Source organism: Streptococcus parasanguinis, assembly GCF_047465465.1.
Lineage (GTDB): Bacteria > Bacillota > Bacilli > Lactobacillales > Streptococcaceae > Streptococcus > Streptococcus parasanguinis_AI.
Genome location: NZ_JASGZU010000001.1, coordinates 533,002 through 552,188, shown reverse-complemented (window position 1 = coordinate 552,188; position 19,187 = coordinate 533,002). Strand labels below are relative to the sequence as shown.

Genomic DNA, 19,187 nt, shown 5'->3' with positions numbered 1-19,187 from the left:
TAAGTCTTATCTGCCACCTCAAAGCATTGCTTTGAGCAATCAAACACTGCGTCACGATTCAGAAATCAGTAACTCGAAGAGTTTGATTTCTTCCTCAGCTTTCTAACGAATCAACTTGTTTTATGAACAGATCATGAGGCAAAGGCAAGCAAGCCCCAGCCTCTTTCTTATATAGAGAAAGGTTTTTCTATGTCTTATAATGATTTAAAAGATTGTAAAATCATCACTGCATTTATCACCCCCTTCCATGAAGATGGAACCATTAATTTTGACGCTCTTCCTGACTTGATCGAGCACCTCTTGGCTCATCATACAGACGGGATTCTCTTAGCTGGAACGACTGCGGAAAGTCCAACTCTGACCCACGATGAGGAATTGCAACTCTTTGCGGCTGTTCAAAAGATTGTCAATGGTCGAGTTCCTTTGATCGCTGGTGTCGGAACCAATGAAACCCGCGACTCGATTGAGTTCGTTAAAGAAGTGGATGCTTTTGATGGCTTTGCAGCAGGATTGGCTATCGTCCCTTACTACAACAAACCATCCCAAGAAGGAATGTATCAACACTTTAAAGCGATTGCGGATGCATCTAATCTTCCGATTATTATCTACAATATTCCAGGGCGAGTGGTTGTCGAAATGACACCAGAAACCATGCTTCGTTTGGCAGAACACCCAAATATCATTGGGGTAAAAGAGTGTACAACCCTGGCTAATATGGCCTACTTGATTGAACACAAGCCAGAAGAATTTCTCGTCTATACAGGGGAAGATGGAGATGCTTTCCATGCGATGAACCTTGGGGCTGATGGAGTGATCTCAGTGGCTTCTCATACAAATGGAGATGAAATGCATGAGATGTTCCAAGCCATTGAACACAACGATATTAAAAAGGCTGCAGCTATCCAACGTCAATTTATCCCTAAAGTCAATGCTCTCTTCTCATATCCGAGTCCAGCTCCTGTCAAAGCTGTCTTAAACTATATGGGCTTTGAAGCAGGGCCAACTCGTTTGCCATTGGTGCCAGCACCGGCAGAAGAAGCGAAACGTATCATCAAGGTTGTAGTAGATGGGGATTACCATGCTACTAAAGAGATCATTACGGGAGTCCTTCGTCCGGATTATTAATAAAATTGTCATGAGGAATGTATGTCAGAGTTAGAAAAAACAGAGTTAGAAAAAACGGATTCAGAAAAATCAGAACTAGAAAAATTTAAAGAACGTCATGGTCTTGAAAAGTTAGATGGTGTGATGATCCATGATAAACCGACCATTAAAACAGGCGAAAAAGCTGGATGCATCGGCGCTCTCTTACTTTTAATTGGATTTGGTACAGGAATTATTTTATTGCTAGTTCATTTCATATTTGATTTCGATTCCAAGCTCCTCAACCTTCTTTGGGAAACGGTAGCAGCTTTAGGATTTATTTTTAGTTTAGCAGGAGCTTTTCAAATTGGTCCCCTTACGATTCACCGCTACTCAAGAGAAGCCGACAAGGATAAACATTTTGAAATTGATAGAGCCTACAATCTCTATAATGTTCTCTATAAACCGACTAAAACAGTCCTTCTCCAATATGATAGTGACGAAGATCAGCTCATTGCTGTCAATGCTGGTGGTGAACTATTAGTGGAACTCCTTAGAAAAGTAGAGATGGAGAAGTTACCTCTGAAGAAGATTTTGAAGACCTTCCGTTTGGATCATGTCTCTGACCATCTTTGGAGATTGACCTACAGCTATAAAAAAGAAGATGTGGTCATGGAAAAAAGTGATCGTTAGATTTTTTCATCCAATCAAGCACAGTAAGTCCTGAAAAGAGCTTTGATTCTTGGCAAAAAAATTATATAATAAAGTAGTAGGTCTTCATTTCTTTCTAAGGGAAATGAAGTATTCATGAAAATTTAAACAAAAAGGAGACTCCGATGGAAGTCATTAAACGTAGTGGAGAAGTGGTTGAATTCAACCCAGATAAAATTTACCAAGCTATTTTGAAAGCTGCGCAAGTTGTCTATGTTTTGACAGATGATTTGCGACAAAACCTAGCTCAAGTGACCAAGAAAGTTGCTATGGATTTGGATGAAGCCCAAGTAGAACGCGCAACCATCAGTATGATCCAATCATTAGTGGAACAACGCTTGTTGGGAGCAGGTTATATTACCATTGCAGAACACTACATTTCTTATCGCTTGCAACGTGATTTGGAACGGAGCGGCTATGGTGATCATATCGCCGTGCATTTGCATTTTGAGCAAATTCGCTAGAATATGAAATAGAAGTTACTTCGGTAGCTTCATTTTTTTGTATTCTCGTTTAAGGCTGAGAATTCAAGAAAACATGGTATAATAGAAGAGATTGAACTGGAAAGGAATGGAGAACATGGCAACTATACAATGGTTTCCTGGACACATGTCCAAAGCTAGAAGACAAGTACAAGAAAATTTAAAATTTGTGGATTTTGTGACGGTTCTGGTAGATGCTCGTTTACCCCTATCAAGCCAAAATCCTATGTTAACGAAAATTGTTGGTGATAAGCCTAAATTAATGATTTTGAACAAGGTAGACTTGGCAGATCCTGTGGCAACAAAAGAATGGCAGGACTATTTTGAGTCTCAAGGCATTAAAACCTTGGCTATCAACTCCAAAGAGCAATCTACGGTTAAGAAGGTCACAGATGCTGCTAAGTCTTTGATGGCCGATAAAATTGCTCGTCAGAAGGAACGAGGGATTCAGATTGAAACCCTTCGGACCATGATCATCGGGATTCCTAATGCTGGGAAATCAACTTTGATGAACCGCTTAGCAGGGAAAAAGATTGCTGTTGTCGGAAATAAACCGGGGGTAACCAAGGGGCAACAATGGTTGAAAACCAATAAGGATCTCGAAATTTTGGATACCCCAGGGATTCTCTGGCCCAAGTTTGAAGATGAAGAAGTGGCCTTAAAGCTTGCTTTAACTGGCGCCATCAAGGACCAGTTGCTTCCAATGGATGAAGTGACCATCTTTGGCCTCAACTATTTTAAAGAGCATTATCCAGCTGTTTTGCAGGAACGTTTTAAACAAATGGATCTAGAACAAGAAGCTCCTGAAATCATTATGGAAATGACCCAGAAATTAGGATTTCGTGAGGATTACGACCGTTTTTACCAACTCTTTGTTAAAGATGTTCGCGATGGAAAATTGGGACGGTATACGCTGGATCGTGTAGGTGAAATAGATGCCAACAATTAAAGAAGTTAAAGAGCGTTTGGCAATGATTGACGAGCTAGATCATCCCTTCTTTGAAGAGTTGATCCTTGATGGTCGAGCAAGCGTTCAAGCGGCTATCAGCAAACGAAAACGCGAACTCCAAAAACAAGTGGACGAAGATTTGCGTTTGGAAAAAATGCTAGCCTATGAAAAAGAACTTTATACTCAAGGGATTCAGCTCATTGCAGGAGTGGATGAAGTGGGACGTGGTCCATTAGCGGGACCAGTTGTTGCAGCTGCCGTGATCTTGCCGAAAGCTTGTAAAATTCCAGGACTCAACGATAGTAAAAAGATTCCAAAATCAAAACACAAGGAAATCTATGAGGCTGTGCTCCAAAACGCCATTGCGATCGGAATCGGCATCAAGGATAATCAAGTGATTGACCAGGTTAATATCTATGAAGCTACGAAGCTAGCCATGAGGGAAGCCATTGGTCAGCTAGAGCCTCAACCCCAGCATCTTTTGATTGATGCCATGAGGTTAGATCTTCCTATTTCCCAAACTAGTATCATCAAAGGGGATGCCAACTCCTTATCCATTGCTGCAGCATCCATCGTAGCCAAGGTGACTCGGGATCAGATGATGGAAGAGTTTGATCGAAAATATCCGGGTTATGATTTTGCACAGAACGCTGGCTATGGGACAGCTAAGCATCTGGCTGGCCTCGACCAGCTGGGAGTGACCCCTATCCATCGGCGTTCGTTTGAACCCGTCAAATCAATGTGTGAGGATTAGGTTATGCTATTCACTATCGACATCGGTGGTACCTTTATAAAGTACGGTCTGATGGACGCAGACTATCAATTGGTTCATACAGACAAGATCCCAACACCACCTACGATTGAGGAGTTTTGGCAAGGATTAGAAGAAATCGTTACACCCGTAAGGGAAGAAATCGAGGGAATCGCCATTTCATGCCCCGGTGAGATCCAAAAGAGCCTTGGCTTTGTCTTTCGAGGTGGTCTCATTCCATATTTGCGCGGCATTCCTCTAGCAAGTAGACTCGAACAAACATTTCAAGTACCCGTCACTGTTCTCAATGATGGAGAAGCCGCTGGTCTAGCAGAAGCAAGGCTTGGTAATCTAAAAGATTGTTCTTGCGGTGCGACCTTGGTCTTAGGGACAGGAGTCGGCCTTGCTCTTCTTTCTAACGGTGATCTATTGAGAGGATGGCAACTGACAGAATACATTCGGTCTATTGATAAGGCAGAAAGAACACCAGAAAATCGCCGCTTTCATCGTGAACTCTTTTTGCAAGGTATTTCCAATCTTTTGGAAAACACCGGTTCAGCTGTTCAATTTGTTGAGAAGGCTAGTCACATCTTAAACCTAGAAAAGGCAGATGGTATAGCCGTTTTCAAGGCTCTTGATCAAGGAGGCCATGAGGAGCTGAAATCCTTGTTTCGGGAGTATTGTCATGATATTGCTATTCTGATTTTTAATCTTCAATCATTGCTCCTGCTTGAGAAGGTGACAATTGGAGGGGGCATTAGTAGCCAACCGCTACTGATCGATGAGATCAGTCGACAATACCATAACCTACTCTCTCAAAAAGGGCATAAACAATTTGAGGCCTTGCCGATCCAAGCGGCTCGCTTCCATAATGAAAGCAACTTGATTGGTGCCGCATCTTACTTTTATTCTTCTACATATCAAAAAAAGTTCTAGAAATAGAGCTTTTTTTCCATTCTTTTTCGAATAAATAAGTGAGAGGAAGTAGAAGGTGACCATGGAGAAATTTGAAATCTTTAAATTAAAAGAAGCTGGTTTATCAAATGAGCAAGTCTTGAGAGTTTTGGACTACTGTAGGAAAGACCAAGCCTTACCAAGCTTAGAAGAGATAGCAAGGATCGCTCGCTGTCGCAGTATTATTCATTTTGTAGACAAATACCGGCAGCTGGATGAAGAGCATTTACACAAGGAGTTTGAACGGTTCCCATCTCTATCCATTTTTGATCCTGAATACCCTGAGGAATTGCTACAGATCTTCAATCCTCCTGTACTCCTTTTTTACCAAGGGGATTTGCAACTGTTAAGCAAACCGAAGATTGCAGTTGTTGGAGCTCGCGAGACCACGCGAGAAGGGGTTCGTTCTGTAGAGAAGATAATTAAGGAACTTGGAAATGAACTGGTCATTGTTAGTGGACTTGCTAAGGGGATTGATGCGACAGCTCATTATGCCAGTATCCGCAATGGTGGCAAGACCATCGGAGTGATTGGAACAGGACTGGATGTCTCTTATCCTAAGAGCAATCAAAGACTGCAGGCACATATGGGGGAACACCATCTGATCTTGAGTGAGTATGGACCAGGGCAGGCCCCTCTTAAGTTTCATTTTCCTGAGAGAAATCGCATCATTGCAGGTCTCTGTCAGGCAGTGATTGTAGCAGAGGCTCGACTCCGTTCAGGGAGTTTGATTACTTGTGAGCGTGCTATGGAAGAAGGCCGAGACGTTTTTGCTATTCCAGGAAATATTTTAGATGGTAAATCTGCAGGCTGCCATCACCTGATTCAAGAAGGCGCAAAACTTGTCACCTCAGGCCAGGACATTCTTGATGAATTGAAATACAAATTGTGATTTTCCTATAGGAGAAGTTCCTAGTTGACATCTTTCTTAAAATGTATTAAACTCAATGAGATTTATACAATACAGAGGGATAAAACGTGGTAACAAAAAAGAAAAGCAGTACAACCAAGAAAAATTTGGTGATTGTGGAGTCTCCTGCGAAGGCCAAAACAATCGAGAAATACCTTGGTCGTAACTACAAAGTCATGGCCAGTGTTGGCCACATTCGGGACCTGAAAAAATCTACGATGTCGATCGACTTCGACAATAACTATGAACCGGAGTATATCAATATTCGCGGAAAAGGTCCCTTGATCAATGATTTGAAAAAAGAAGCTAAAAAAGCCAAACAAGTCTTTCTCGCAAGTGACCCGGACCGCGAGGGAGAAGCTATTTCTTGGCATTTAGCGCATATTTTGAACTTGGATGCCAAAGAAAAAAACCGTGTGGTCTTTAACGAAATCACCAAGGATGCTGTTAAAAATGCCTTTAAAGAACCGCGCCAAATCGATATGGACTTGGTCGATGCCCAACAAGCACGTCGGGTCTTGGACCGGATTGTAGGGTATTCCATTTCGCCTATTCTTTGGAAAAAGGTTAAAAAAGGACTTTCTGCAGGGCGCGTGCAATCAGTTGCCCTCAAGTTAATCATTGATCGTGAAAATGAGATTAATGATTTCAAGCCGGAAGAATACTGGACCATTGATGGTGTCTTTAAAAAAGGGACTAAGCAATTCCAAGCTAGCTTCTATGGGATTGATGGCAAGAAGATGAAGCTCAACACCAATGAAGAGGTGAAAGCTGTTCTTGAACACTTAGATGGCAAAGATTTTACCGTTGAAAAAGTTGAAAAGAAAGAACGTCGTCGGAATGCGCCACTTCCATACACCACCTCTTCCATGCAGATGGATGCTGCCAATAAGATCAACTTCCGTACACGTAAGACCATGATGGTCGCCCAGCAGTTGTATGAAGGAATCAATATTGGTTCTGGTGTTCAAGGTTTGATTACCTATATGCGTACTGATTCTACACGGATCAGTCCAGTTGCGCAAAATGAGGCGGCTAACTTTATCGTGGATCGCTTTGGTGAGAAATATTCCAAGCATGGAAGCCGTGTGAAGAATGCTTCTGGTGCCCAAGATGCCCACGAGGCGATCCGTCCATCCAGCGTCTTCAATACACCTGAAAGCATTGCTAAATACTTGGACAAAGATCAATTAAAACTCTACACATTGATTTGGAACCGCTTTGTAGCTAGTCAAATGACAGCAGCTGTCTTTGATACCATGAATGTCCGTTTAGGTCAAAATGGGGTTCAGTATACGGCAAATGGGAGCCAGGTGAAGTTTGATGGTTATTTGGCTATTTATAACGACTCAGATAAGAACAAGATGTTGCCGGATATGGTAGAAGGCGATATTGTTAAGCAAGTCAATAGCAAGCCTGAGCAACACTTTACCCAACCACCTGCTCGATATTCTGAAGCGACTTTGATTAAGACCTTGGAAGAGAACGGTGTTGGCCGTCCTTCAACCTATGCACCGACGATTGAGACCATTCAAAAACGTTATTATGTGAAGCTGGTAGCCAAACGCTTTGAACCAACAGAATTAGGGGAGATCGTCAATAAACTGATCGTTGAATTCTTCCCAGATATTGTCAACGTGACCTTCACAGCGGAGATGGAAGGGAAACTCGATGATGTCGAACTTGGAAAGGAAGAGTGGCAAAAGGTCATCGATGCTTTCTACAAACCATTTTCTAAAGAGGTCGCAAAGGCTGAAGAAGAGATGGAAAAAATCCAAATTAAAGACGAACCAGCTGGTTTTGATTGTGAAGTTTGTGGAAGCCCGATGGTGATTAAATTAGGACGTTTTGGAAAGTTCTATGCTTGTAGCAATTTCCCAGATTGTCGTCATACCCAGGCCATTGTCAAAGAAATCGGCGTGGAGTGTCCTGAGTGTCATCAGGGACAAATCATCGAACGCAAAACCAAGCGCAACCGTATCTTCTATGGATGCAATCGCTACCCAGAGTGTGAATTTACCTCTTGGGATAAGCCGATCGGTCGGGATTGTCCAAAATGTGGCCACTACTTAGTTGAGAAAAAAGTTCGTGGTGGCGGCAAACAAGTCGTATGTAGCAATGGCGACTACGAAGAAGAAAAAGTGAAATAAGCTTTCAAACGATTCAATGTCTATTATAACGGCAATTTTTATAAATGTCTGTTATAATAGACATTTTTTGTTTTTTTCGTTATAATAGACACAAGGAGGTGGGCTTATGTATCTTGCTTTGATTGCAGATGTGATTGATTCCAAAATCGTACAAGAACGTTTTGACCTGCAAAAACAGTTAGAAAAAACGCTTCAAAAGATCAATGAGCTTTTTAAAGACTGCCTAGCATCGGCTTTTACCTTAACTTTGGGCGATGAGTTTCAGGCCCTTTTGAAAGTAGAGGCTCCCGTTTTTCAAATTATCGATACCTTGCGTTCAGAACTAAAACCGACTCAACTTCGTTTCGGCATTGGCCTCGGGGAGATTGTAACGGATATTGATCCTCTGCAAAGTATCGGTGCAGATGGACCAGCCTATTGGAATGCACGCGCAGCCATTAATCTGGTCCATCAGAAAAATGATTATGGCAATACCCAGATCTATTTTTTGAGCGGTAATGACAGCCAGGATTTAGTGGTGAATGCGCTCATCGCTTCTGGAGAGGCCATACGTTCGGGCTGGAGAGAGAGTCAGGAAGAGATCCTGCTCAATCTGCTAAAGAGATCTGTCTATAGTGAAAACTTTAGTCAGCAAGATTTGGCCCAATCGCTGGGGCTTAACCCAAGTGCCCTGTCCAAGCGCTTAAAGAGTAGTAGTATTCGTGTTTATTTACGGGGACGAGCAGCAGCACTAGCTTGTATTCAAAGATTAGAGAAAGGAGAGGCCCATGAGCGGATTGTCTAGTATCGTAACGAATCCATACTTGATTCTTTTGTTGATTTGTCATTTGTTATCGGATTATTATTTTCAAAGTCAGAAGATGGCGGATCGCAAGGATCAGGATAAGAAGGTGCTCGGGCTTCACATTCTGTATGTGGCTTTGCCTTTGTTCATTGTTTCGCTCTTTCATCTAGACTTGTGGTGGATTTGCTTAGTCGTTTTAATAAGCCATGCCGCAATAGATTTCTTGAAACCTATCGTGCAGAAGCAATTGAAATTACCAACCGCCTGGATTTTTGCATTGGATCAAGTCTTGCATATCAGCATCATTAGCTGTCTAGTCCTTTTAGGAGCGAAGAATGGTTCGACCTATCTGCCTTTGGACATTTTAAATCTAATCTTTTATGTCCTCCTAGTTGGGAAACCAAGCAATATTGCCTTTAAAATTCTGTTTGCCAAGTATCAACCAACCAGCAAGAAGAAAATGGATACGATCACTGGGGCTGGTTCTATGATTGGTTTTTTAGAGCGTTTGGTGATTGGCGCCTGTCTCGTCTATGGGCAATTTGCTTCGATCGGTCTAGTCTTTACAGCCAAGTCCATCGCTCGCTACAATAAAATTTCGGAAAATCCAGCCTTTGCGGAGTATTACTTGATCGGGTCCTTATTCAGTATCCTCTCTGCCCTCTTAGCAGCTTGGTTGTGTTTATAAGAAAATAATTAGTTAAAGTCTAGACAGGAAGGAAAAGCCTCCCTGTCTTTTTACTTGGCTTTTTGGTATAATGGACCAAGTAGAAAATTAGAAAGATTTGTGGGTGTCAAACAGTCCAGAAGGGTGTTTTGATACCCAAAGAGGTATTAGTGTCGTGTCTCAATCTTATATCAATGTTATCGGTGCTGGATTGGCGGGTTCGGAAGCAGCCTACCAAATCGCAGAACGTGGTATTCCGGTCAAGCTTTACGAAATGCGGGGGGTCAAATCAACTCCGCAACACAAAACAGATAACTTTGCTGAGTTAGTGTGTTCCAACTCTCTTCGTGGGGATTCTCTCACCAATGCTGTCGGTCTCCTCAAAGAAGAAATGCGCCGTCTGGGTTCTGTCATCCTTGAAGCAGCTGAAGCGACTCGTGTACCAGCCGGTGGAGCACTGGCAGTGGACCGGGAAGGGTTTGCTAGCCGGGTGACGGAGAAGGTGTCCCAACACCCTCTCATTGAAGTCATTCGTGATGAAATTACGGAATTGCCGACAGATGCTATTACAGTGGTCGCAACGGGTCCCCTAACCAGTGATGCCTTGGCAGAGAAGATCCATGCCCTTAATGGTGGAGATGGCTTCTATTTCTATGATGCAGCAGCTCCTATTATCGATGTCAATACTGTCGATATGAACAAGGTCTATCTCAAGTCACGCTATGACAAGGGAGAAGCGGCTTATCTCAACTGTCCCATGACCAAACAAGAGTTTATGGATTTCCATGAGGCTTTGGTCAATGCGGAAGAAGCCCCGCTCAACTCTTTTGAAAAAGAAAAGTATTTCGAAGGCTGCATGCCCATTGAAGTCATGGCCAAACGTGGTATCAAAACCATGCTCTATGGTCCTATGAAGCCAGTTGGACTCGAGTATCCAGATGATTACAAAGGTCCACGTGATGGAGAGTTTAAGACACCTTACGCAGTCGTTCAGTTGCGCCAAGACAATGCGGCTGCTAGCCTCTACAATATCGTTGGCTTCCAAACTCACCTTAAATGGGGTGAGCAAAAACGGGTTTTCCAAATGATTCCAGGTTTGGAAAATGCGGAGTTTGTCAGATACGGAGTCATGCACCGCAATTCTTACATGGACTCTCCAAATTTGCTTGAACAAACCTACCGTTCGAAGAAACAACCAAACCTCTTCTTTGCGGGTCAAATGACAGGGGTAGAAGGCTATGTTGAGTCAGCTGCCTCAGGTTTGGTTGCTGGGATTAATGCAGCTCGCCTTTTCAAAGGAGAAGAAGCGGCCATTTTCCCAGAAACAACAGCTATCGGAAGTTTGGCTCACTATATCACCCATGCTGACAGCAAACATTTCCAACCCATGAATGTCAACTTCGGGATTATCAAGGAGCTAGAAGGCCCACGCATTCGGGATAAAAAGGAACGGTATGAGAAAATTGCCGAACGTTCTTTACAAGATTTGGCTCAGTTTATGGAAAAATAACCCAAGAAAGGAAAAAGTTTGGAGAAAATCCAGACTTTTTCTTCTAAAAATGGTATAATGAATAAAATTTAGAATATAGAGAGTTTTCTGACAATGAACAAATCCTATTTTTATTTAGATATGAAGACACACGAGTTGAAAGTGCCTTATACCGGAAAACTCCGTCGTGTGCGAGTCTTATTACCTAAGAATTATGAAACGGATACAGACAGACGTTACCCTGTTGTTTATTTCCACGATGGACAAAACGTTTTGTATAGCAAGGAGGCCTATGCGGGTCATTCCTGGAAGGTGATTCCAGCCATTAAGCGGAATCCCGATATTAGTCGCATGATTGTCGTTGCGATTGATAACGATGGTTTGCAACGGATGAATGAATACTCTGCCTGGAAGTACAAGGAATCTAATATTCCTGGCATGCAATTTGGTGGCAAGGGCGTTGAGTACGGCGAATTTGTCATGGAGGTGGTGAAACCTTTTATCGACCAAGAATACCGAACTCTTGCTGATCGAGAACATACGGCCATGATTGGATCTTCCTTGGGTGGAAATATTACCCAATTCTTGGGATTAGAATACCAAGATCAAATCGGTTGTCTGGGAGTCTTCTCCTCTGCTAACTGGCTGCATCAAGATGCCTTCAATCATTATATCGAACGCAAAAAATTATATGCAGACCAACGGATCTACATTTATGTTGGGACTGAAGAGGCGGATGATACGGATAAAACGCTGATGGCAGGAAACATCAAGCAAGCCTACATCGACTCATCCCTTCGTTACTATCACGATGTCATTCAACAAGGGGTGGCTTTGGAAAATATTGCCATTCGGATTCAATCTGGGGCTATTCACCACGAAGAAGCATGGGCCGAACATTTACCAGAATGCCTTCGCTTTTTGGCAGAAAAATGGGATTAATAGACTGTAAATTAAAGAAATAAAGGAAAGAGGGAACTTATGAATATTGAACATTTAAGCCACTGGAGTGGCCAACTCAACCGTGAAATGTATTTGAACCGCTATGGGCACGCAGGGATTCCTGTTGTGGTCTTTGCCTCCTCAGGTGGAAGCCATAACGAATACTATGACTTTGGTATGATTGATGCTTGTGCTCAGTTTATCGAAGAAGGACGGGTTCAATTCTTCACCCTTTCGAGTGTCGATAGTGAAAGCTGGCTTTGTAATTGGAAGAATCCTCACGATCGAGCAGAAATGCACCGAGCTTATGAACGCTATGTGATTGAAGAAGCCATTCCTTTTATCAAACACAAAACAGGCTGGTTTGATCCGATGATGACAACTGGTTGCTCTATGGGGGCCTACCACGCACTTAATTTCTTCTTGCAACATCCAGATGTCTTTAACAAAGTGATTGCCTTGAGTGGTGTCTATGACGCTCGTTTCTTTGTTGGTGACTTTGGAGGCGATGAAGCCATTTACCAAAACTCGCCATCTGATTATATTTGGAACCAAAACGATGGCTGGTTTATCGATCGTTACCGTCAGGCTGAAATCGTTGTTTGTACTGGTTTAGGGGCTTGGGAACAAGACGGGCTTCCCTCTTTCTACAAACTGAAAGAAGCCTTTGATCACAAAAATATTCCTGCATGGTTCGCTGAATGGGGACATGATGTAGCCCACGATTGGGAATGGTGGCGCAAACAAATGCCTTATTTCCTAGGCCAAATGCATCTATAAGTAAAAAGGGAGGAGACCTCAATGAATTATATCGTTATTTCACCATATTACCCACAAAACTTCCAACAATTTACAATCGAACTGGCTAATAAAGGGATCACTGTCTTGGGAATTGGTCAAGAGCCATATGAACAGTTAGATGAGCCATTGCGCAACAGCTTAACAGAATATTTCCGTGTTGAAAATTTAGAAAATCTGGACGAAGTGAAGCGTGCAGTAGCCTTTCTTTTCTACAAACACGGTCCAATCGATCGTATCGAATCCCACAATGAATACTGGTTGGAATTGGATGCGGCGCTTCGGGAGCAATTCAATGTCTTTGGTGCCAAGCCAAAAGATTTGAAGAAAACCAAGTTCAAATCCGAAATGAAGAAACTCTTCAAGAAGGCTGGAGTCCCAGTCGTTCCGGGTGCTGTGGTTAAAACAGAAAAAGACATTGATAAGGCCGTGAAGAAGATTGGGTTGCCATTGATTGCTAAGCCTGACAATGGGGTAGGAGCAGCAGCGACCTTCAAGATCGAAACAGCAGAAGATGTGGACCATTTCAAGGCAGAATGGGATGGCCATACCGAGTACTTCTTTGAGAAATTCGTCACTTCTAGCGAGATTTGTACCTTTGATGGTCTGGTCGATCGCGATGGTAATATTGTCTTCTCGACTACTTTTGACTATGCCTATACGCCACTCGATTTGATGCTCTACAAGATGGACAATTCTTATTATGTCCTCAAAGAGATGGATTCAAAATTGCGTCAATACGGGGAAGCCATTGTCAAAGCTTTTGGCATGAAGGAACGTTTCTTCCACATTGAGTTCTTCCGCGATGGGGATGACTATATTGCGATCGAGTACAATAATCGCCCTGCAGGTGGCTTTACTATCGATGTCTACAACTACGCTCACTCGATTGATTTGTACCGTGGCTATGCTGCCATCGTAGCAGGAGAAACTTTCCCAGCTTCTGAGTTTGAGCCCCTTTATTGCTTGGCAACTTCTCGTCGTGCAAATGCAGCTTATGCTCTGTCAGAGGAAGAAGTTTTGGCTAAATACCATGATCAATTCCGCGTCAAGAAAGACATGCCAGCGGCCTTTGCGGAACTTCAGGGAGATTACCTCTATATGCTTACAACACCTAGTCGTGAAGAATTGGAACAAATGATTCATGACTTTGGTCAACGCCAATCATAAGATAACGACCGGTAGGATAGGATCTTATCGGTTTTTTTATATGTATAGCAAAGGAAGAAGAGAAAAGATTGTGAAAAATTGTATTTGGATTTTAAAAAGCTTATAAAACCTTCTTCCAAGGAATAAAGTTTGTGAAATTATATGAGCATTATTTTTGACAGTGCTTTCATTTTTGGCTAGAATGAAAGAGAATGAATAAATGCTAAGAAAGGCGAAATGATGGCAACATTAGATAAAAGTCTCTTATTGAAAATGTTCCGTAAAATGGAAGAAATCCGTCGTATGGACTTAAAAATTGCACAGTTAGTAAAAAAAGGGAAAGTGCCAGGAATGACGCACTTTTCTGTTGGGGAAGAAGCAGCCAATGTTGGAGCTATGTTGGCTTTAAACGACGATGATTTGCTGACATCTAACCACCGTGGTCACGGACAAGCCATTGCTAAAGGAATCGATTTAAATGGCATGATGGCTGAGATCCTTGGTAAGTATACCGGTACTTGTAAGGGGAAAGGCGGCTCCATGCATATCGCTGACCTTGATGCAGGTAACCTTGGTGCCAACGGAATTGTTGGTGGTGGTATGGGGATTGCCGTAGGTGCAGCCCTTACTCAACAAATGCATAAGACTGGCAAGATTGTTGTCTGCTTCTTTGGGGACGGCGCAACCAACGAAGGTGTCTTCCACGAAGCGGTCAATATGGCTTCAATCTGGAATCTGCCAGTTATTTTCTACTGTATCAATAATGGTTACGGAATCTCTGCTGACATCAAGAAAATGACTAATGTGGAGCATATCCACGAACGTAGTGCTGCTTACGGCATTCCTGGAATGTTTATTCCTGATGGAAACAACGTTATCGATGTCTATGAAGGATTTAAAAAGGCTGTTGAACACGTCCGCTCTGGTAAAGGCCCTGTCTTGATTGAAAGTGTCACCTATCGTTGGCTTGGTCACTCTTCATCTGATCCTGGTAAATACCGGACCCGTGAAGAAGTAGAAGAGTGGAAGAAGAAAGATCCAATCGAAAACCTTCGCAAGTATCTCCTTGAAAATGAGATTGCGAGCGCAGAAGAATTGGATCAGATCCAAGAAGAAGTAAAAGAAGCAGTGGAAGCTTCAGTGAAATTTGCGGAAGAAAGCCCATTCCCTCCACTCGAATCAGCTTTCGAAGATATTTACGCAGACTAAGGGGGAGTAGAGAATTATGGAAACTAAATTAATGTCTTTCCGCGATACCATTATCCTTGCTATGTCTGAGGAAATGCGTCGCGATGAAAATGTATTGTTGATGGGAGAAGATGTCGGAGTTTTCGGTGGAGACTTCGGTACTTCTGTAGGGATGCTGGAAGAATTTGGACCAGAACGAGTTCGTGACTGTCCGATTTCTGAGGCTGCGATTTCAGGGGCGGCAGCTGGTGCAGCCATGACTGGCCTTCGTCCAATCGTTGATATGACCTTCATGGATTTCTCAGTAATTGCCATGGATGCTATCGTTAACCAAGCTGCTAAGACTCGCTACATGTTTGGTGGTAAAGGTCAAGTGCCGATGACCATTCGCTGTGCTGCTGGTAACGGAGTTGGATCTGCAGCTCAACACTCCCAATCTTTGGAATCTTGGTTTACTCATATTCCTGGTTTGAAAGTTGTTGCTCCTGGTACGCCAGCGGATATGAAGGGACTTCTCAAGTCATCGATCCGTGATAACAACCCCGTTATTATTCTTGAGTACAAATCAGAATTCAACCAAAAAGGGGAAGTGCCAGTTGATCCAGACTACACGATTCCACTTGGTGTCGGAGAAATCAAACGTGAAGGAACTGACGTCACTGTCGTAACCTACGGGAAAATGCTTCGTCGCGTGATGCAAGCTGCTGAAGAATTGGCAGAAGAAGGCATCTCAGTTGAAGTAGTAGACCCACGGACCTTGGTTCCTCTTGATAAAGAGATCATCATTAACTCTGTCAAGAAAACAGGAAAAGTAGTCCTTGTCAATGATGCCCATAAAACAAGTGGCTATATCGGAGAAATTTCAGCTATTATCTCTGAATCAGAAGCATTTGATTACTTGGATGCACCAATCCGCCGTTGTGCAGGGGAAGATGTGCCAATGCCTTACGCACAAAATCTAGAGAATGCAATGATACCAACAGTTGAAAGCATCAAAGATGCTATTCGTAAAACATATAACAAAGAATAATACATAACATAAATTATGTAATATCTTTTGAATTAGACGAGGAAACTTTGTATCTTTTTAGGTACAAAGTTCTCTGCGTCCTTAATATCTTAGATTAGAGCACGGGCTAAAGTCTGTGTGAAAAAGATAAACTTTCCTAGAAACTAAAGTTTCTTCGTCAAGTTTCCTATTTTCACTGTGACTTTTGACGCCCTTAGTATCTTGTAACTGAATCCGGACGGAGGACTGTGAAAAAAAGATAGATTTCCTCGTGTTCATGGAACACAGCGTCAATCTTCTATTTTTTCTTTGTCCTCTACGTCCTTAATATCTTGTAATAGAATAGGAGAGGTCATGGCTGATGATAAGCTAAGAGCGACTCCTGCGGCTAGAAAATTAGCGGATGATCTTGGGATCAACCTCTATGATGTTTCTGGTTCAGGCGCAAACGGTCGTGTCCACAAAGAAGACGTGGAAACCTATAAAGACACAAATGTGGTTCGCATTTCACCACTTGCAAAACGAATTGCTTTAGAACACAATATTGCTTGGCAAGAGATTCAAGGAACTGGTCATCGTGGTAAGATCATGAAGAAGGACGTCCTTGCTTTCCTTCCTGAAAATATCGAGAACGAGACCATTAAGTCACCTGCTGAAATCGAGAAGGTGGAGGAAGCTCCAGATAATGTGACACCTTATGGTGAGATCGAGCGGATTCCGATGACACCAATGCGGAAGGTGATCGCTCAACGGATGGTGGAATCTTACTTGACAGCACCAACCTTTACTTTGAACTATGACGTTGATATGTCTCAAATGTTGGCCCTTCGTAAGAAGGTATTGGATCCAATCATGGAAGCCACTGGCAAGAAAGTGACTGTAACAGATTTGCTTTCCCTAGCAGTGGTTAAGACCTTGATGAAACACCCATACATCAATGCGTCATTGACAGAAGATGGCAAAACCATCATTAATCATAACTATGTCAACTTAGCGATGGCGGTTGGGATGGACAATGGACTGATGACACCGGTTGTCTACAATGCTGAAAAAATGACCTTATCAGAGTTGGTCGTAGCCTTCAAGGATGTTATCGGACGTACCTTGGATGGTAAGCTTGCTCCAAGTGAATTGCAAAACTCAACCTTTACCATCAGTAACTTGGGAATGTTTGGCGTTCAATCATTTGGACCAATCATCAACCAACCAAACTCTGCCATCCTTGGCGTTAGTGCAACGGTTGAAAAACCAGTGGTTGTGAATGGTGAAATCGTTATTCGTCCAATCATGAGCTTGGGCTTGACCATTGACCACCGCGTCGTCGATGGAATGGCCGGTGCCAAATTCATGAAAGACTTGAAAGCCTTGATTGAAGACCCGATTTCAATGTTGGTCTAATCAACGAGAGAGAATAGAAACAAGAAAAAGAGGGAAATAAAATGGCCTTAGAAGTAATTATGCCAAAAGCCGGCGTAGATATGACCGAAGGACAAATCGTTCAGTGGAATAAAAAAGTCGGCGAATTTGTAAAAGAAGGAGAAGTGCTCCTTGAAATCATGACAGACAAAGTCAGCATGGAGTTGGAAGCGGAAGAAGACGGCTACTTGATCGCTATCTTGAAAGGGGACGGAGAAACGGTTCCTGTAACAGAAGTAATCGGTTATCTTGGTGAAGAAGGGGAAAACATCCCAACCGCTGGAGCAGCACCAGAAGCGAGTCCAGCACCAGCTGCAGCAAGTGCTTCAAACGATGACAATAAGAGCGATGATGCTTATGATATCGTAGTGATCGGTGGGGGTCCTGCTGGTTACGTATCTGCTATTAAGGCAGCTCAACTAGGTGGTAAGGTTGCTCTCGTTGAGAAATCTGAACTTGGTGGAACGTGCTTGAACCGCGGATGTATCCCAACCAAGACTTATCTCCACAACGCTGAAATTATTGAAAATATTGGTCATGCAGCAAACCGTGGTATTATCATTGAAAATCCAAGTTTCTCAGTAGATATGGATAAAGTTTTAGAAACTAAATCTAAAGTTGTTAATACCCTTGTTGGTGGTGTTGCGGGACTTCTTCGCAGCTACGGAGTGGATGTTCACAAGGGTATCGGTACCATTACGAAAGATAAGAATGTCTTGGTTAATGGTTCTGAATTGCTTGAAACCAAGAAAATCATCCTTGCTGGTGGTTCCAAAGTCAGCAAGATTAACGTTCCAGGAATGGAATCATCCCTTGTCATGACAAGTGACGACATCCTTGAAATGAATGAAGTTCCAGAAAGCCTTGTCATCATCGGTGGTGGGGTTGTCGGTATCGAACTTGGCCAAGCCTTCATGACCTTTGGTTCAAAAGTTACGGTTATTGAAATGATGGACCGTATCGTTCCAGCTATGGATGCGGAAGTATCTAAGAACCTTCGTTTGATCCTTGAACGCAAGGGAATGACCATCTTGACCGATACAAAACTGCAAGAAATCATTGAAGAAGATGGAAAACTCCGTATCAAGGTTGAAGGCAAAGATGATATCATTGCCAACAAAGCCCTTCTTTCAATCGGTCGTGTTCCAGACCTTGAAGGTATCGGAGATGTTGAATTTGAATTGGATCGTGGACGGATCAAGGTCAATGAATACATGGAAACATCTGTTCCAGGTATCTATGCGCCAGGTGACATCAACGGTACTAAGATGTTGGCCCACGCTGCCTTCCGTATGGGTGAAGTTGCCGCTGAAAATGCCCTTAAGGGAAATCATGCTGTTGCCAAATTGAATTTGACTCCTGCAGCCATCTACACCCTTCCTGAAGTTGCGGCTGTTGGTTTGACAGAAGAACAAGCTCGTGAGAAATATGATGTCCAAATCGGTAAATTCAACTTTGCGGCGAACGGTCGTGCCATTGCATCAGATGCGGCTCAAGGATTTGTAAAAGTCATTGCAGACAAGAAATATGGTGAAGTTCTTGGGGTTCACATCATTGGTCCAGCAGCAGCTGAATTGATCAACGAAGCTTCTACCATCATTGAGATGGAAATCACTGTAGAAGAAATGCTTAAGACCATCCACGGACACCCTACTTTCTCAGAAGTGATGTACGAAGCTTTTGCGGATGTACTTGGCTTGGCTGTTCATTCACCTAAGAAGAAATAGTATTTGAAATGATAGAATGGCTGGACAG

At 42.8% G+C, this 19,187-nt stretch carries 17 protein-coding genes and 1 pseudogene; 17 read left to right on the top strand and 1 reads right to left on the bottom strand.

The window, feature by feature from the left end; translation table 11 throughout:
* The first annotated feature begins 189 nt into the window (after positions 1 to 189).
* Entirely contained in the window at positions 190 to 1,125 is a 936-nt protein-coding gene (gene dapA, locus QM351_RS02840) for a 4-hydroxy-tetrahydrodipicolinate synthase (RefSeq protein ID WP_414326461.1), read from the top strand.
* Positions 1,126 to 1,133: 8 nt separating this feature from the next.
* Here dapA and QM351_RS02835 read toward each other — a convergent pair.
* Positions 1,134 to 1,181 (bottom strand): annotated as a pseudogene (locus tag QM351_RS02835) (hypothetical protein); the annotation flags it as partial.
* Positions 1,182 to 1,919: 738 nt separating this feature from the next.
* Here QM351_RS02835 and QM351_RS02830 point away from each other — a divergent pair.
* The 16 genes from QM351_RS02830 (at position 1,920) to lpdA (ending at position 19,159) form a co-directional block, all read left to right on the top strand.
* Positions 1,920 to 2,258: an ATP cone domain-containing protein gene (locus QM351_RS02830; RefSeq protein ID WP_003001449.1), complete on the top strand. Its 339-nt coding sequence runs from the start codon at positions 1,920 to 1,922 to the stop codon at positions 2,256 to 2,258.
* Positions 2,259 to 2,373: 115 nt separating this feature from the next.
* Entirely contained in the window at positions 2,374 to 3,225 is an 852-nt protein-coding gene (ylqF, locus tag QM351_RS02825) for a ribosome biogenesis GTPase YlqF (RefSeq protein WP_155199620.1), read from the top strand.
* On the top strand, positions 3,212 to 3,979 hold the full coding sequence (locus tag QM351_RS02820) for a ribonuclease HII (RefSeq protein WP_414325425.1): 768 nt from the start codon (positions 3,212 to 3,214) through the stop codon (positions 3,977 to 3,979). Before ylqF ends, QM351_RS02820 begins: the two co-directional genes overlap by 14 nt.
* Before the next feature lie 3 nt (positions 3,980 to 3,982).
* Positions 3,983 to 4,912, top strand: a complete 930-nt coding sequence (locus QM351_RS02815) for an ROK family protein (RefSeq protein ID WP_070594824.1) — start codon at positions 3,983 to 3,985, stop codon at positions 4,910 to 4,912.
* 61 nt (positions 4,913 to 4,973) lie between these two features.
* The gene (gene dprA, locus QM351_RS02810) at positions 4,974 to 5,822 is read left to right on the top strand and encodes a DNA-processing protein DprA (RefSeq protein ID WP_070594823.1); all 849 of its coding nucleotides are present in this window, start codon (positions 4,974 to 4,976) and stop codon (positions 5,820 to 5,822) included.
* Positions 5,823 to 5,908: 86 nt separating this feature from the next.
* Positions 5,909 to 7,990: a type I DNA topoisomerase gene (gene topA / locus QM351_RS02805; RefSeq protein ID WP_070594822.1), complete on the top strand. Its 2,082-nt coding sequence runs from the start codon at positions 5,909 to 5,911 to the stop codon at positions 7,988 to 7,990.
* A 106-nt stretch (positions 7,991 to 8,096) separates the two neighbouring features.
* Complete coding sequence (locus tag QM351_RS02800) at positions 8,097 to 8,774, top strand: SatD family protein (RefSeq protein WP_070594821.1); 678 nt, start codon at positions 8,097 to 8,099, stop codon at positions 8,772 to 8,774.
* The gene (locus tag QM351_RS02795) at positions 8,758 to 9,462 is read left to right on the top strand and encodes a DUF3307 domain-containing protein (RefSeq protein WP_070594820.1); all 705 of its coding nucleotides are present in this window, start codon (positions 8,758 to 8,760) and stop codon (positions 9,460 to 9,462) included. Before QM351_RS02800 ends, QM351_RS02795 begins: the two co-directional genes overlap by 17 nt.
* 154 nt (positions 9,463 to 9,616) lie before the next feature.
* A complete protein-coding gene (gene trmFO, locus QM351_RS02790; RefSeq protein WP_070594819.1) occupies positions 9,617 to 10,951 on the top strand; it encodes a methylenetetrahydrofolate--tRNA-(uracil(54)-C(5))-methyltransferase (FADH(2)-oxidizing) TrmFO in 1,335 nt (444 codons plus the stop codon).
* Between the two features lie 93 nt (positions 10,952 to 11,044).
* Entirely contained in the window at positions 11,045 to 11,872 is an 828-nt protein-coding gene (locus QM351_RS02785) for an alpha/beta hydrolase (protein ID WP_070594818.1), read from the top strand.
* A 39-nt stretch (positions 11,873 to 11,911) separates the two neighbouring features.
* On the top strand, positions 11,912 to 12,652 hold the full coding sequence (locus QM351_RS02780) for an esterase family protein (protein ID WP_070594817.1): 741 nt from the start codon (positions 11,912 to 11,914) through the stop codon (positions 12,650 to 12,652).
* Positions 12,653 to 12,673: 21 nt separating this feature from the next.
* Positions 12,674 to 13,840, top strand: coding sequence for an ATP-grasp domain-containing protein (locus QM351_RS02775; protein ID WP_070594816.1), 1,167 nt, complete (start codon positions 12,674 to 12,676; stop codon positions 13,838 to 13,840).
* A gap of 219 nt (positions 13,841 to 14,059) precedes the next feature.
* Entirely contained in the window at positions 14,060 to 15,028 is a 969-nt protein-coding gene (locus QM351_RS02770; protein WP_070595079.1) for a thiamine pyrophosphate-dependent dehydrogenase E1 component subunit alpha, read from the top strand.
* A gap of 16 nt (positions 15,029 to 15,044) precedes the next feature.
* Complete coding sequence (locus QM351_RS02765) at positions 15,045 to 16,037, top strand: alpha-ketoacid dehydrogenase subunit beta (RefSeq protein ID WP_003011072.1); 993 nt, start codon at positions 15,045 to 15,047, stop codon at positions 16,035 to 16,037.
* Positions 16,038 to 16,370: 333 nt separating this feature from the next.
* Positions 16,371 to 17,414 (top strand): dihydrolipoamide acetyltransferase, encoded by a 1,044-nt coding sequence (locus QM351_RS02760; RefSeq protein ID WP_414326459.1) that lies wholly within the window; start codon positions 16,371 to 16,373, stop codon positions 17,412 to 17,414.
* A 41-nt stretch (positions 17,415 to 17,455) separates the two neighbouring features.
* Positions 17,456 to 19,159: a dihydrolipoyl dehydrogenase gene (gene lpdA, locus QM351_RS02755; RefSeq protein WP_414326458.1), complete on the top strand. Its 1,704-nt coding sequence runs from the start codon at positions 17,456 to 17,458 to the stop codon at positions 19,157 to 19,159.
* Positions 19,160 to 19,187: the final 28 nt, after the last annotated feature.

Coding starts and splice junctions, on each gene's coding strand:
- QM351_RS02760 (WP_414326459.1), top strand. CDS start 16,371: ATGGCTGATGATAAGCTAAGAGCGACTCCTGCGGCTAGAAAATTAGCG.
- dapA (WP_414326461.1), top strand. CDS start 190: ATGTCTTATAATGATTTAAAAGATTGTAAAATCATCACTGCATTTATC.
- QM351_RS02780 (WP_070594817.1), top strand. CDS start 11,912: ATGAATATTGAACATTTAAGCCACTGGAGTGGCCAACTCAACCGTGAA.
- ylqF (WP_155199620.1), top strand. CDS start 2,374: ATGGCAACTATACAATGGTTTCCTGGACACATGTCCAAAGCTAGAAGA.
- QM351_RS02795 (WP_070594820.1), top strand. CDS start 8,758: ATGAGCGGATTGTCTAGTATCGTAACGAATCCATACTTGATTCTTTTG.
- QM351_RS02770 (WP_070595079.1), top strand. CDS start 14,060: ATGGCAACATTAGATAAAAGTCTCTTATTGAAAATGTTCCGTAAAATG.
- lpdA (WP_414326458.1), top strand. CDS start 17,456: ATGGCCTTAGAAGTAATTATGCCAAAAGCCGGCGTAGATATGACCGAA.
- QM351_RS02775 (WP_070594816.1), top strand. CDS start 12,674: ATGAATTATATCGTTATTTCACCATATTACCCACAAAACTTCCAACAA.
- QM351_RS02785 (WP_070594818.1), top strand. CDS start 11,045: ATGAACAAATCCTATTTTTATTTAGATATGAAGACACACGAGTTGAAA.
- QM351_RS02820 (WP_414325425.1), top strand. CDS start 3,212: ATGCCAACAATTAAAGAAGTTAAAGAGCGTTTGGCAATGATTGACGAG.
- QM351_RS02815 (WP_070594824.1), top strand. CDS start 3,983: ATGCTATTCACTATCGACATCGGTGGTACCTTTATAAAGTACGGTCTG.
- QM351_RS02830 (WP_003001449.1), top strand. CDS start 1,920: ATGGAAGTCATTAAACGTAGTGGAGAAGTGGTTGAATTCAACCCAGAT.
- dprA (WP_070594823.1), top strand. CDS start 4,974: ATGGAGAAATTTGAAATCTTTAAATTAAAAGAAGCTGGTTTATCAAAT.
- QM351_RS02800 (WP_070594821.1), top strand. CDS start 8,097: ATGTATCTTGCTTTGATTGCAGATGTGATTGATTCCAAAATCGTACAA.
- QM351_RS02765 (WP_003011072.1), top strand. CDS start 15,045: ATGGAAACTAAATTAATGTCTTTCCGCGATACCATTATCCTTGCTATG.